The following is a 13,102-nucleotide window of genomic DNA, read 5'->3' on the forward strand; positions in this document are numbered from 1 at the left end:
ATGAAGGCGGAGCGCACCTGCGGAGAAAGTGACGAAACGATCCGATCTGCGTGGCCGAGAATAGTCATTTCGTTTTTCCTTCGCGGCGTTCATGTTCTTCGACATACTCCTCGAGCGCGTTCAGCACGTGATCGTCGGTGTATCCTTGTCCGCGACGAGCAGGTGCTGCTGCGTTGGCGAGCAGCTGAGTCTGGGCCAGCACTAGCGGTATTTTCAGGCACCGCGCCAGCCGTTCTACGAGCCGATGAAAGCGACGCGAGCTGGCGTAGGCCGAAGGTACTTCTGTGGCGTCACTGAGGCTCGTGACAGAGACACCGAGTGCGGTGGCGAAAGCGCCTAAAGTCTCGGCGGGCATAGGAATCGAGGTCGCACCCTCCCAACGCTGCAGTTCACCTGAGCGAACGGGATGACCGGCATCAGTGACAGCCTTTGCCAGCTGGCTTGCCTTCAGACCTTTGCGTTGACGCGCCGCTCGAAGTGCGGGCCCGGAGAGTGCCGCCTGCTGCGATGGAACGAGACCCAGCGCGACTGCCAGCGCATCGTCCTCCAGCGGAGGAGGAGCGACAGGGGCAGCGCCGGACCGCAAGTGATTGAGGGTAACGACGTCGTTTCTGGCGGTAGCCAGCATCAAGACCATCGCGCGAACGTCCGCAGGATGATCAGGTCCGATCTCCAAAGCCGTCGACGGGTCGTCCAGATACCGGGCGCCCGCCTCTGCCGCTGCCGGAGACGTGTCTGATACCGGCGCGCCGGAGGGCAAGTCAGCGTCCGGGCGATCGTCGTCGAAGCGACTCAAGACGTACCTCCCGGTTTCCGTGTTCGTCGGAGATTTTGCAGGACATCGTCCTCGACGCCGAATTTGCGAAGCTCGGGCGTGATCTCCTCCAGCCCGCGTTTGAGCAGCTTGCTCACGTTGGGTGAAGATGTTCCGAGCTCTGCGGCGATGGCGCCGACGTCCTTTCCGTCGAAGATCCGCGCCCTCAGTACGGCGGCGCGCTGAGGAGGCATCGCGTCGATCAGGGTGAGTAGCCGATGCTGCACTTCTTCGGCTTCGAGTCGGCGGGCGACGGCCTCGGAGGACGCTTCGGCGGGAGCCGGCTCGACAACCCGCGGCTCGCCATCGCCTGCGGGCGAGGCGAGCCGTGTCCTCTGGTGATCGGGCCGCCTGTAGTAGCTGGTCACCCGGTTGCGGGTTGCCGTCGCCAAGTATCGAGCCCAGTCGTCGACGTCCACCGGTGGCTTCTTGATCACGGAGACGAATACTTCTTGGACGATGTCCAGCGCGTCTGTGTCGCCGCGTCCAGTCTGCGCGAGTTCCCGTGCAGCGACTCGGTGCATCATCGTGCGGTGCTCGTTGTAGAGCGCCTTCCAGTCCGGGCCGTCCGAGGCGGCCTGCGATCCCGCCGGCATGCGTTAAGTGTTCCCCATCACGTTCAGTCTGCGCCGCTTCGACGCGCCGAAACCTGGGCGCCCGCGCCGTAGAGGGCTGCCGCCGCTCGCTGTCGAAAGGGAGAAGCGCACAGACACCTCCCTGAGGGGTCGGCCGCGGGTCGGCGCACGAAGCCTTGGGGGAGACCGGTGAGGTCGACGTCGGCGCGCCGATCGACCTTCGGCATTCCCAGATGGCCCTTGTACACCTCGATCGCGGCCAAGATGCCTGCCAACGCGGACACATAAGGCGCCGCGAGTAAGACCTGTCCTCCCGCATTGCGTTGCCCCGGAGCAGGCACGGCCACCTCGGCATACGCCCTGGCCACCAGGTCGTCCAGTCGGCGGCCGGCGAGCCAGACAGCGGAGTCGGAGGTGACCTTGCCCCCGGCCACACTGATGGCGATGTCGGCCGCGGTCAGTAGAGCCCCGGGCTGCATGAGCTGACGAATTCGGGCCACCTTCAGGCCGGTCTGCGCTGCGAAGGCCTCCTCCTGTGAGGACACCGGTGTGCTGTCCACGTACTCGCAGTAGGGACAAGCGAGGTCGTCGTCGGGGTGATGGCGTGAGACGTGGAAGGCCATTCCGGCGACGCCGATGGACAAGGTCTCGCGGGCCAGCACGTCGGCGACATCGCGCCGCCCGTCGAGCGTGTCGGGCGACGCCACGAGCACGCCCGGAAATCCGGGGCGGGGCTGCTGGGAGATCCACTCCGCCAGCCGAACAGGATGCGGCTCCCCGCGAACCCCCGATTGGGTGAGTTGGCTGCTTGCCCACAGGACCTTGTTCTCACCGACGACATCGTCGAGCAGGGCTGGATAGCGGTACGGGTTCCGGGCGTCGAAGTTCTCGGGGTCGATGAGGTCGACTGACGAGACGAAGGGCTCCGGGCCGCTGAGCAAGGCCGACAGGACGCTCGTGCCGACCGAGCCGACACCGGCGATCGCGAGGTGCTGGTCGGTTCGCGTGTCACCACCGGGCGATGGCTCGACCGAAGCCAGCCCGTAGTTCGAAAGGTCCCAGGTGATGCGGTTTTGAAGGAACCGAGCTTTCAGGCCGAGTGGGGCCAAGACGTCCTTGACGAGTTCGGCAACGGCAAGGCACGCGGCGCCTTGCAGGCCGAAGTGTGGTGCGCTTGTGCCGGTCGCGACCGGCACGTGCTGGCCTCTCGCCAGCGTCGCGGTCCATATGCCGCCGCCGACGCCGAGGTCAACTGCGCTGTCGTGGGTATCGCCGATGGCGATCACCGTGTCGCTCGTGGCGGTAGCCGCCGCGGGTGGGCGGAGCCAGCCGAGTCTGCCGAGTAGCTCAGTCGCCGGCATCGTCATGCCGGAAACGCTGGCCTCGGCGTCGCCGTCGATCTCGACGTGGGCGAAGAGCCTCGCGGTCAAGCTCACCAGGAGCCCGACGCCCGCCGCGGCACTGCCGGGCGCACCGTGCAACCGCAGAATCACCCGCCTGCTGTCCAGAGCGCTGAGCACGCGCTGTTCGTGGTCCGCGAGGTCGGTGCCCTGGACCAGGCGCAGCCTCGGATCGGTCACCATGTCGTCTCCTCCGGTGCCCCCGTGCGCAGCCATTCACGTCGGCTGCTGTCGATTGGCCGCCATCCCAGCGGGGTCAGCCGGAAGGTCGCGCAGGCGTCGAGGCCTCGCCGCAAGCCCAGCCCGAAGTAGGGCGCCACGATGCTCAAGGCGCCGATGAAAGTCAGCGCGGGGTTTTCATCGTCGGTGGAGCTGTGGAATGCCTCGCCCGGGTGGCTGTGGAGCCTGACCAGGTAGCGTTCGTCGCGGCCCAGCGTGCTGGCGAGCTCGCGCTTGCCGGCGTCGGTGACTTCGACCCAGCACCCGAGGCCTACTCGTTGGCCTCGTTGGTCGGGCGCGACGAAGCGACGGGCGACCCAGGGGCCGCCGGCTCCCGCTCGCGCGCACGCGATGAGCCCAGTGCCCTCGACCCCGTGGCTTCCGCGCTCGGTGAGAAAGGTTTCGGCCTCTGCGAGAACCTGCTCGGGCAGCAGGACGCGATACTCGGTCATGGCTTTCCCGCCCTCCTTAACAGGTGGTCGAGCAATTCCGCTAGACGCAGTGTGTTGCGGACCGTGTCCCAGCTCTCCTGGAGGTGGCTGGGGTGGCTGTAGTACTCCGCGCAGCCTCTGACGCACACGAACGGCCGGTTCAGGACCGGGTGCATGCTCGCGCCGAGCCCGGCTGGCCACTGCTCCTGCGGAGCCGGGCAGCCATCGAGTTCGGTGACAGTCACGCCGAAGGGCTCAGCGTCGAACTTCGCGCCGTCCAGCACCAGAAGCAGTGGGCCGCCGTCGGGTGCAGACAGCGGCACGAGGATCGTCGAGCTCACGCGTTCGATCCCGGTTGCCCGGTCCCCGAGCCGGGACCGGGCAACCTCGACTTCGTCGTCGAGCAACTGCGTGAGCAGCGCGGGATGCGTCGTCATCCGTCGACCTGCGGGTCCGCGACGACCAAGACGCACTCGGTGCCGGCCGCCACGCCTGCCTCCTTGAGAGTCGCCGACGGGACAAGTGGCACCGACGTCCCACCCGCCAGCTTCTCGAGCCGGTAGTTACCCTCGGCCAGCTCGCCGCGACGGACGAAATGGCGTTCGGCCTGCCGGGCGAGCTTCTCGACCTTCTCCTGGGGGTGGACGCGGAACCGGGCTTCGAACCCAGCTGGCGTCCGCACCTCGACGACGTAGGCCTTCTTGCGTCGCTCCGCTCGCTCGTTCATCGCGATCCCGTCGGACTCGACGAGGTCCACGTCGACTTCGACGACCTGCTCTTCGGCGTTCATCGCCGCTCCTTCCGTGGCCCCGTTGCGGGGCCTCGACTTCTTGGCGAGCGACCCCGAGCGCTTGTAACCCCTCAGCCGAAACTTTTTCGGCAGGGCCTTTGACCAGGGAAGGAGGACGTTCGGCACGCCCAGTAAGCACGTATCTCCCCGTCTGTGTGGTTCGGGGACTAATACTTTGGGATCTACAGAAGCTCACCTACGCGAATACGGTTTGCGGCCTCGTGTGCCCGGTCGGTTGCGGCGCTCTTCCCGTATCGGCGGGCCATCTGCGCGGTGGTCCAGCCGTTCAGCAGCATGAGATCGCCCTCGCTGCCGCCGGCTTTCAGGAAGTGATGTGATTGGAAGTGGCGACCAAGGTGCGCATGCAGGTTGCGGCCGAGTTCTTCGTGCGCACCGGCAGCGCGTCCTCGGCGTCGCAGCATGATTTTGATGCCGTTGTCAGATAATGGGGTGCGGCGTCGGTGCTCGCCGAGCCACAGTCGCGTGGTCATATCGGCATGGGGGTGCCGGGACCGGACGCGGATATAGCGGGCGATGGCCTTACCGGTGCCAGGAGTGAACGGCAGTGCCCGCCACTTTCCGCCCTTGCCGAGAACGTTCACCACCCGTCGTTGTAGGTCAAGGTCGCGTTCCAAGTCGATGTTCGCGATCTCGGAGAGGCGGCCGCCGGTGTCCCAGATCAGTCGGATGATCGCCTCGTCGCGCCTGTTGACGAAGTCTTTGCCCGCGCACCCGGCGAGCACCTTCTTGATGAAATCGACTGACGTGATCGGCGCCGGTTGTTCAGGGACGTGCGGCGGCTTCATCCGCGCCATCGGATGCGTTTCGATCTCGTCCTCGTCGAGGAGCCAGTTGAAGTAAGTCTGTAGCGCTCGGTAGTTGTTGTTGGCGTTGCCGGGGCTGGTCGTGGCCAGGCGGTACGCGATCCACGCCTTGACGTGCGAGTCGCGGTAGTCCTCAGGGCTTTCCGGCGGAGCAGGCAGGCGGTTGAGCCAGGCACGAGGATCGTCGTCCGCGGGTGGCGCGATGGGCTCGGCCAGCCAGACGTGGAACTTCCGGGCGACGTCTGTGTAGCACCGGATCGTCTTGGGGCTCTTGTTCTCGGATTCCAGCGTCATCGACCACTCGTCGATGAGGGCTGTTGCCCAGGCTGGAGCGGGTGTTGCGGCTGGCTGCGTCCTCATGTGTTCACTCTCAAAGCGAAGTGTCACTGAGCGCTGTGCTAGCTCCCGAGCCGGATCGGCCGACACGACAAAGGGCTGAACCCGCAGGTCCAGCCCTGTATGTCGGGATGACAGGATTCGAACCTGCGACCCTCCGCTCCCAAAGCGGATGCGCTACCAAGCTGCGCCACATCCCGGGTCCACCCCCAGGGGGGTGTGTGATCAGCCTAGCGGGTCACGCTAAGCTGGCCGCGCACCCGGGTACCTCCGGGGGCACGCGGGTGTAGCTCAATGGTAGAGCCCTAGTCTTCCAAACTAGCTACGCGGGTTCGATTCCCGTCACCCGCTCCACCGTCGTAAGAGGCGGCGTCGCGCGTTGACGCGGCGTCCGCCTCCAAGGATGCCGCGATCACGTCCAGCAGCTTGTCCGTGTCCACCGGCTTCGTGATGTAGTCGTCCGCGCCGCTGGCCAGCGTTCGGGCCCGGTCCTCCGCTGTTGCCTTGGCTGTGACCGCGATCACCGGCAGGTCCGCGTTGGCCGCCTCCGCCCTGATGGCCGCGATCGTCGCGTTGCCGTCCAGTTCCGGCATCATCACGTCCATCAGGACCAGGGCCGTGTCCTCGTTGCGCTCCAGGGCGCGGATGCCGTCGACGCCCGTCTCCGCGTAGATCACGTCCAGGCCCGCCTGCTCCAGGACCGCCGCCAGGGCGAACACGTTGCGCAGGTCGTCGTCGACGATCAGGACCTTCTCGCCGTGGAAGCGCTTGGGGGTCACGTCCGGGGCCGCCACCAGCACCGTGCTGGGCACCGACGGCAGCCGTGGGGAGGACAGCGCCGTCAGGGCCGGGTCCACCAGGTTGGCCGCCGCCACCGGGAGGTACAGGGTGAACGTCGAGCCCACGCCCGGCTCGCTCACCACGCGCAGCTCGCCGCCCAGGAGCTCGGTGAGCTGCTGGCTGATGTTCAGGCCCAGGCCCGTGCCGCCGTACTTGCGGCTCGTCGTGCCGTCCGCCTGGCGGAACGCCTCGAAGATGACCGCCAGCTTCTCCTCGGGGATGCCGATGCCGGTGTCCTCGACCGCGAACGCGATGATGCCCGGCGCGTTCTTCAGGGACTCCTGCTCCACCTCCGCCGGGTCCGCCGCGCGGATGTGCAACCGGACGCCGCCCTCGTTGGTGAACTTCGCCGCATTCGACAACAGGTTCCGCAGGATCTGCTGGAGGCGGTGCTCGTCCGTGTGGACGCTGCCGGGCACCGGCGGGTCGATGTGGACGGCGAACTCCAGGCCCTTGTCCGCGGTCAGCGGGCGGCACAGGGACTCGACGTAGTCCACCAGCTCCGGCAGCGTGATGTCGGACATCTGCATGTCCAGCCGGCCGGCCTCGACCTTGGCCAGGTCGAGGATGTCGTTGATCAGCTGCTGCAGGTCCGACCCGGCCGCGTAGATCGTCTTCGCGAACTGGATCTGCTTCTCCGTCAGGTTCCCTTCCGGGTTCTCCGACAGCAGCTTCGCCAGGATCAACGCGCTGTTCAACGGCGTCCGCAGCTCGTGCGACATGTTCGCCATGAACTCGGTCTTGTACTGCGAGGCCACCGTCAGCTGCCCGGCCCGCTCCTCGAGCTCCTGCCGCGCCTGCTCGATCTCGCTGTTCTTGACCTCGATGTCGCGGTTCTGCTGGGCCAGCAGCGCCGCCTTCTCGGCCAGCTCGGTGTTGGACCGCCGCAGCTCGCCCTGCTGGGCCTGCAGCTGCTCCGACCGGGCCCGCAGCTCCTGGGCCAGCCGCTGCGACTCGGTCAGCAGCGCCTCGGTCCGCGAATTCGACAGGATCGTGTTCACGTTGACGCCGATCGTGTGCCGCAGCTGCTCCAGCAGGTCCTGGTGGACCGTGCTGAACTCGTTCACCGAGGCCAGCTCCAGCACCCCGAGCACCTCGCCCTGGAACAGCACCGGCAGCACGATCAGGTTCACCGGCGCAACCGAGCCGAGCCCGGACGAGATCAGCGCGTACTCCGGCGGCGCGTTGTGCACCAGCACCGTGCGCTGGTCGACCGCGGCCTGCCCGATCAGCGACTCGCCCATCGCGAACCGCAGCCCCGCGCGCGACTCCGCGAGCCCGTACGCCGCGATGCACTCGAGCACGGTGCCGTCCCGGTCGTCCTCGCGGGCCAGGAAGAACGCGCCCTGCTGCGCCCGGACCAGCGGGGCGAGTTCGGACAGGATCAGCGCCGCGACCGAGACCAGGTCGCGGTGCCCCTGCATCCGGCCCGACAGCTGCGCGAGGTTCGTCTTCAGCCAGTCCTGCTCGCGGTTGGTCCTCGTCGTCTCCTTGAGGTTCGCGATCATCTGGTTGATGTTGTCCTTGAGGTCCGCCAGCTCGCCGGAGGCGTCCACGGTGATGTGCCGGGTCAGGTCGCCCGCGGTCACCGCGGTGGCCACCTGGCCGATCGCGCGGACCTGGGTGGTCAGGTTCCCGGCCAGCTGGTTCACGCTCTCGGTGAGCCGCTGCCAGGTGCCCGACACGCCGCCGACCTCGGCCTGGCCGCCCAGCTTGCCCTCGGTGCCGACCTCGCGCGCCACGCGCGTGACTTCCGAGGCGAACGCCGAAAGCTGGTCGACCATCGTGTTCATCGTGGTCTTGAGCTCGAGGATCTCGCCCCGGGCGTCGACGTCGATCTTCTTCGTCAGGTCGCCCTTCGCGACCGCCGTCGTGACCTGCGAGATGTTGCGCACCTGGCTGGTCAGGTTGTGCGCCATGAAGTTGACGTTCTCGGTCAGGTCCTTCCACGTCCCGGCGACGCCGGGGACCCTGGCCTGGCCGCCGAGGATGCCTTCCGTGCCGACCTCGCGGGCGACCCGGGTGACCTCGTCGGCGAACGCGCGCAGCGTCTCGACCATCCCGTTCAGCGTCTCGGCCAGCGCCGCGACCTCGCCCTGGGCCTCGATCCGGATCTTCTTCGACAGGTCGCCGTTGGCCACCGCGCTCGCCACGGTGGCGATGTTGCGGACCTGGTCGGTCAGGTTGTCGGCCATGACGTTGACGTTGTCGGTGAGGTCCTTCCAGGTGCCCGCGACGCCGCGGACCCGCGCCTGACCACCGAGGATGCCTTCGGTGCCGACTTCGCGCGCCACCCGGGTGACTTCGTCGGCGAAGGCGGACAGCTGGTCGACCATCGTGTTCAGCGTGGTTTTGAGTTCGAGGATCTCGCCGCGGGCGTCGACGGTGATCTTCTGCGTCAGGTCGCCCTTCGCCACCGCCGCCGTCACCGTGGCGATGTTGCGGACCTGGTCGGTCAGGTTGTTCGCCATCGAGTTGACGTTGTCGGTGAGGTCCTTCCAGGTGCCGGCGACGCCGGGCACGGTGGCCTGGCCGCCGAGCTTCCCCTCGGTGCCGACCTCCCGCGCCACCCGGGTGACTTCGTCCGCGAAGGCGGACAGCTGGTCCACCATCGTGTTCAGCGTGGTCTTCAGTTCCAGGATCTCGCCGCGGGCGTCGACCGCGATCTTCTGGGTCAGGTCGCCGCGCGCGACGGCCGTCGCGACCTGGGCGATGTTGCGGACCTGGGTGGTCAAGTTGTTCGCCATGAAGTTCACGGACCCGGTCAGGTCGCGCCACGTGCCCGCGACGCCCGGGACCTGCGCCTGCCCGCCCAGCTGGCCCTCGGTACCGACCTCGCGCGCCACTCGGGTGACTTCGTCGGCGAAGGCGGACAGCTGGTCCACCATGGTGTTCATGGTCGTCTTGAGCTCGAAGAACTCGCCGCGGGCGTCGACGGTGATCTTCTGCGTCAGGTCGCCCTTCGCCACCGCCGTGGTCACGTGCGAGATGTTGCGGACCTGGTCGGTCAGGTTGTCGGCCATCTGGTTGACCGAGTCGGTGAGGCTGCGCCACGTCCCGGCCGCGCCGGGCACCTCCGCCTGCCCGCCCAGCTTGCCCTCGCTGCCGACCTCGCGCGCCACGCGGGTGACTTCGCCGGCGAACGCCGAGAGCTGGTCGACCATCGTGTTCAGCGTGTTCTTCAGCTGCAGGATCTCGCCGCGGGCGTCGACGTCGATCTTCTTCGTCAGGTCGCCGCTGGCCACCGCGGTCGCCACCTGGGAGATCCCGCGGACCTGGTCGGTCAGGTTGTCGGCCATCAGGTTGACCGAGTCGGTGAGGTCGCGCCACGTCCCGGCGACACCCGGCACCTGGGCCTGGCCGCCGAGCTTGCCGTCCGAGCCGACCTCGCGGGAGACGCGGGTGACCTCGTCGGCGAACGCCGAGAGCTGGTCGACCATCGTGTTGATGGTGTTCTTGAGCTCGAGGATCTCGCCGCGGGCGTCGACGTTGATCTTCTGGGTCAGGTCGCCGCGCGCGACGGCCGTGGTGACCTGGGCGATGTTGCGGACCTGCTCGGTGAGGTTGTCGGCCATGAAGTTGACCGAGTCGGTGAGGTCGCGCCAGGTGCCCGACACGCCCGGGACGACGGCCTGGCCGCCGAGACGTCCCTCACCCGCGATCTCGCGGGAGAGCCTCGTCACTTCGGCGGCGAAGCGCGACAGCTGCGCGATGAGGCCGTTGACCGTCTTCGCCAGCGTGGCGTACGCGCCCTGCAGCGGGCGCCCGTCGAGGGTCAGCGTCATCGGCTGGGACAGGTCGCCGTCGGCGACCCCGCCGAGCACCCGCTCCAGCTCGATCGCCGGCCGGGTGAGGTCCTCGACCAGGCCGTTCACCGCGTCGACGGCGGTGGTCCAGCCACCGGTGCCGACCTGGCCTTCGAGCCGCTCGCTGAGCCGGCCCTCCTGCCCGACGGCCGCGCGGACCCGCAGCAGCTCGCTGACCAGCCGCTGGTTGCGCTCGGCGATGTCGTTGAACGCGACGGCGAGCTGCGCCGAGATGCCGTCGCCGTGCGGGACGAGCCGCCGGCGGAAGTTGCCGTCCCCGAGATCCCGCACCGCGACCAGCACCCGCTCCAGCGCGGCCGCTTCGCTCTGGGATTCCGTTGTCATGTGTGCCGACCCTCTCCACCACGCATGCGCCAGCCATGGTCGTCGACCCAGCGTGCCATGCTTCGCCCTACACTTCGAGCCAGCCCGCCCGCTCACGCGGTAGCCGTGCGACAGCAGTCCGGAGGCAGGAGGTCCGTGCATGGTGTCACGTCCGGCCCCGGCTTCGGCGGCCCTGCCGCCGATGACCGGTGACGGCGGGCCGCCGGGCATCGACGCCTTCACCCGAGCGGCCCTCGAAGACGTCCGGGACGCAGTGTTCCTGCAGGACGACGCCGGCGTGGTGCGCTGGGCGAACCCGGCGGCGCGGGCCCTGACCGGGGCCGCCGAGCCGCAGCTGCACGCGGTCACCGAGACCTCCGGGCACGTCGAATCGGCCGGTCACCGGCGTCCGGCGCGGATCCGGGCCCTGCCCGGCGGCTGGCACTCCTGGACCGTCCTCGCGGACGACGTCCCGCGGCGGCACGTCGGTGACTTCCTGGCCGAGGCCGGTCCGCGGCTGGCCGCCGCGCGCGGGCGGCACGGCACCGCCCGGGTGATCGCCGAGCTGGCCGCGTCCGCGCTGGCCGAGACCGTCTTCGTGCTGCTGCCGACCACCCGTGGCCGGTGGGAGTGGTGGAGTTGCGAGCGGCCGGCCGCGCAGGGCCACGGCCGGATCCGCCGGGTGCCGGCCCAGGCCGCGCCGGTGCTGGCGGCGACGTTCGGGGCCATCGGGCCGCCCCAGCAGGCGCCGGTGCCCGAGCCCGAGGTCGCCACGCTGCCGTCGGTGGTCGCCGACCGGTTCGCGGGGCACGCCGACGTCTCGGTTGTCTCGCTCGGGCCGAACGCGAGCGCCGGCGTCACCGGGGCCCTGCTGCTGGGCCGCCGCGGCGACGCCGAGTTCGGTGCCGAGCAGTCCCGTGCGGTGGCGGAGTTCGCCGTGGCGGCCGGGACGGCGCTGGCCAACGCCCAGCGCTACGCCCGGCAGGAGGAGGCGACCCGCGGCCTGGAGACGACGCTGCGCCCGGCCGACCCGCCGGAGCTCGACGGCGCCCGGTTCGAGACCTGGTACGAGCCGGCCGGCGGAGTCCTCACCGTCGGCGGCGACTTCTTCGACGTCCTGCCCCGCGACGACGGCAGCGCGTTCCTGGTGCTCGGCGACGTCTGCGGCAAGGGCCCCGAGGCCGCCGCGCTGACCGGCCGGGTCCGGCACGCCCTGACCGCGCTCGCCATGGTCGAGCGCGACGGCCGCACGCTGCTGCGGCTGCTCAACGAGCTGCTCATCGCCGGCGGCAGCAGCCGGTTCGCCACCCTGGTGCTCGGCTCGGCCCGGCCGTCCGGCGGCGGGGTCGGCCTCACGCTGGCCTCCGGCGGCCACCCGGCGCCGCTGATCGTCCGGCGCTCGGGCGTGGTCGAGGAGGTCACGGTGCCGGGCACGCTGGTCGGCATTTCGCCGCAGGCCCGCTTCGCCGAGGCGGAGGTGCGGTTGGAGCGCGGCGACGTCTGTCTGCTGTACACCGACGGCATCACCGAAGCCCGCAACCGGCACGACCAGACGGAACTCTTCGGAGACGACCGGTTGCGCGCCGTGCTCACGGCGGCGGCCGGGGAGCCGGCCCGGGAGGTCGTGCGGCAGCTGCGCCAGTCGGTCCGGGACTGGCTCGGGAGCTCCGCACATGACGATATCGCCGTGCTTGCCATCGAATGTGGGGACTGACCCCCTTCTTGCGGGGGTCCGGGTGGCGGAGCCCCCGGCTCGGGGCGAAGCCCCGAATGTCACCGCACTGTCCTCAATGGACTTGGTTTGACGCCTGGGCGAGGGGGTAATTACCCCGGTGCACTCAGTTTTTCCGACGGAGGAGCCCCATGGCGAACGCATTGCAAGGCCGCCGGGTCGCGATCCTGGCCGCGGACGGCGTCGAACAGGTCGAGCTGGAGCAGCCGCGCCAGGCCGTCCTCGACGAGGGCGCGACGGTCGAGCTGGTTTCCCTGGACACCGGGGAGATCCAGGCGATGAACGGCGACATCGACAAGGGTGACCGGTTCGCGGTGGACCGGAAGGTCGCCGACGTCGGAATCGGCGACTTCGACGCCCTGCTGCTGCCCGGCGGCACGATGAACCCGGACAACCTCCGCACGGACGCCGCGGCGGTGAAGTTCGTCGGCGACTTCGTGCGGGCCGGCAAGCCGGTCGGGGTGATCTGCCACGGTCCGTGGACGCTCGTCGAAGCGGATGTCGTGCGTGGCCGCACGCTGACGTCGTACCCGAGCATCCGGACGGACCTGCGTAACGCCGGTGCCACCGTGGTCGACGAAGAGGTGGTGGTGGACGGCGGACTGGTCTCCAGCCGTAACCCGGACGACCTGCCGGCCTTCTGCCGGACGGTCGTGCGGGAGTTCGCGGGCTGAGGCCAGCGTCCTCTGTGGACGTTCACCCGTCCGTGTCTTAAGTCCCGCTTAAATCTGTTGGCTTTCGGCACCGCGGCGGAGGACGCTGGTGGTGTGACGAGGATCGCCCGACGAGAGGAGGTGGACGCGATGACTGTGCACGCAAGGCGCTACGGCCGCTGGTGCCGTGAACACTTCGACGCGATCGCCGCCGAGGGCGTTCCCGCACCCCGCGGTGGCGAGCCCGCCGACCAGGCCCTGCCGGCACCCGAGCCGGAGCCGGTCCAACCCGGTGCCGACCAGCCCCAGGCCCGATAGCCCACGAAGAAGGCCTCCCCGGTACGCCGGGGAGGCCTTC

The 13,102-nt window shown here is 69.1% G+C and carries 11 protein-coding genes and 2 tRNA genes; 4 read left to right on the forward strand and 9 right to left on the reverse strand.

Annotated features, from left to right (window positions below):
• Positions 1-64: 64 nt before the first annotated feature.
• From ACWEVN_RS25035 to ACWEVN_RS25070, 8 genes are all read right to left on the reverse strand, one after another.
• Positions 65-796: a hypothetical protein gene (locus ACWEVN_RS25035; protein ID WP_452052904.1), complete on the reverse strand. Its 732-nt coding sequence runs from the start codon at positions 794-796 to the stop codon at positions 65-67.
• Positions 793-1,410 carry an RNA polymerase sigma factor gene (locus ACWEVN_RS25040; protein ID WP_452052905.1) on the reverse strand — a complete coding sequence of 206 codons (618 nt, stop codon included), beginning with the start codon at positions 1,408-1,410 and terminating at the stop codon, positions 793-795. The genes ACWEVN_RS25035 and ACWEVN_RS25040 overlap by 4 nt, the downstream gene beginning before the upstream one ends.
• 23 nt (positions 1,411-1,433) lie before the next feature.
• A complete protein-coding gene (locus ACWEVN_RS25045; RefSeq protein WP_452052906.1) occupies positions 1,434-2,972 on the reverse strand; it encodes a hypothetical protein in 1,539 nt (512 codons plus the stop codon).
• Complete coding sequence (locus ACWEVN_RS25050; protein ID WP_452052907.1) at positions 2,966-3,460, reverse strand: hypothetical protein; 495 nt, start codon at positions 3,458-3,460, stop codon at positions 2,966-2,968. Before ACWEVN_RS25050 ends, ACWEVN_RS25045 begins: the two co-directional genes overlap by 7 nt.
• The gene (locus ACWEVN_RS25055; RefSeq protein ID WP_452052908.1) at positions 3,457-3,876 is read right to left on the reverse strand and encodes a hypothetical protein; all 420 of its coding nucleotides are present in this window, start codon (positions 3,874-3,876) and stop codon (positions 3,457-3,459) included. The genes ACWEVN_RS25050 and ACWEVN_RS25055 overlap by 4 nt, the downstream gene beginning before the upstream one ends.
• Positions 3,873-4,229, reverse strand: a complete 357-nt coding sequence (locus ACWEVN_RS25060; protein WP_452052909.1) for a hypothetical protein — start codon at positions 4,227-4,229, stop codon at positions 3,873-3,875. The genes ACWEVN_RS25055 and ACWEVN_RS25060 overlap by 4 nt, the downstream gene beginning before the upstream one ends.
• Positions 4,230-4,411: 182 nt before the next feature.
• On the reverse strand, positions 4,412-5,413 hold the full coding sequence (locus tag ACWEVN_RS25065) for a tyrosine-type recombinase/integrase (protein ID WP_452052910.1): 1,002 nt from the start codon (positions 5,411-5,413) through the stop codon (positions 4,412-4,414).
• A gap of 102 nt (positions 5,414-5,515) precedes the next feature.
• Positions 5,516-5,589, reverse strand: a tRNA-Pro gene (locus tag ACWEVN_RS25070).
• Positions 5,590-5,669: 80 nt separating this feature from the next.
• On the opposite strand from ACWEVN_RS25070, the gene ACWEVN_RS25075 reads away from it, so the two are divergent.
• A tRNA-Gly gene (locus ACWEVN_RS25075) sits at positions 5,670-5,743 on the forward strand.
• Here ACWEVN_RS25075 and ACWEVN_RS25080 read toward each other — a convergent pair.
• Entirely contained in the window at positions 5,695-10,380 is a 4,686-nt protein-coding gene (locus tag ACWEVN_RS25080) for a HAMP domain-containing protein (protein WP_452052914.1), read from the reverse strand. The two genes, ACWEVN_RS25075 and ACWEVN_RS25080, sit on opposite strands and share 49 nt — an antisense overlap.
• A 139-nt stretch (positions 10,381-10,519) precedes the next feature.
• On the opposite strand from ACWEVN_RS25080, the gene ACWEVN_RS25085 reads away from it, so the two are divergent.
• The 3 genes from ACWEVN_RS25085 to ACWEVN_RS25095 all read left to right on the forward strand — a co-directional run bounded on the left by ACWEVN_RS25085 (position 10,520) and on the right by ACWEVN_RS25095 (position 13,062).
• On the forward strand, positions 10,520-12,073 hold the full coding sequence (locus ACWEVN_RS25085) for a SpoIIE family protein phosphatase (RefSeq protein WP_452052911.1): 1,554 nt from the start codon (positions 10,520-10,522) through the stop codon (positions 12,071-12,073).
• A 149-nt stretch (positions 12,074-12,222) separates the two neighbouring features.
• Positions 12,223-12,765 carry a type 1 glutamine amidotransferase domain-containing protein gene (locus tag ACWEVN_RS25090; RefSeq protein ID WP_449686494.1) on the forward strand — a complete coding sequence of 181 codons (543 nt, stop codon included), beginning with the start codon at positions 12,223-12,225 and terminating at the stop codon, positions 12,763-12,765.
• A gap of 129 nt (positions 12,766-12,894) precedes the next feature.
• Positions 12,895-13,062, forward strand: coding sequence for a hypothetical protein (locus ACWEVN_RS25095; protein WP_449686495.1), 168 nt, complete (start codon positions 12,895-12,897; stop codon positions 13,060-13,062).
• Positions 13,063-13,102 lie beyond the last annotated feature (40 nt).

It is taken from the genome of Amycolatopsis sp. NPDC003861, assembly GCF_053605405.1.

Bases quoted from the DNA above. Each gene is read 5' to 3' on its own strand.
- ACWEVN_RS25040 (WP_452052905.1), bottom strand. From the start codon at position 1,410: ATGCCGGCGGGATCGCAGGCCGCCTCGGACGGCCCGGACTGGAAGGCG.
- ACWEVN_RS25045 (WP_452052906.1), bottom strand. From the start codon at position 2,972: ATGGTGACCGATCCGAGGCTGCGCCTGGTCCAGGGCACCGACCTCGCG.
- ACWEVN_RS25050 (WP_452052907.1), bottom strand. From the start codon at position 3,460: ATGACCGAGTATCGCGTCCTGCTGCCCGAGCAGGTTCTCGCAGAGGCC.
- ACWEVN_RS25055 (WP_452052908.1), bottom strand. From the start codon at position 3,876: ATGACGACGCATCCCGCGCTGCTCACGCAGTTGCTCGACGACGAAGTC.
- ACWEVN_RS25060 (WP_452052909.1), bottom strand. From the start codon at position 4,229: ATGAACGCCGAAGAGCAGGTCGTCGAAGTCGACGTGGACCTCGTCGAG.
- ACWEVN_RS25065 (WP_452052910.1), bottom strand. From the start codon at position 5,413: ATGAGGACGCAGCCAGCCGCAACACCCGCTCCAGCCTGGGCAACAGCC.
- ACWEVN_RS25080 (WP_452052914.1), bottom strand. From the start codon at position 10,380: ATGACAACGGAATCCCAGAGCGAAGCGGCCGCGCTGGAGCGGGTGCTG.
- ACWEVN_RS25085 (WP_452052911.1), top strand. From the start codon at position 10,520: ATGGTGTCACGTCCGGCCCCGGCTTCGGCGGCCCTGCCGCCGATGACC.
- ACWEVN_RS25090 (WP_449686494.1), top strand. From the start codon at position 12,223: ATGGCGAACGCATTGCAAGGCCGCCGGGTCGCGATCCTGGCCGCGGAC.
- ACWEVN_RS25095 (WP_449686495.1), top strand. From the start codon at position 12,895: ATGACTGTGCACGCAAGGCGCTACGGCCGCTGGTGCCGTGAACACTTC.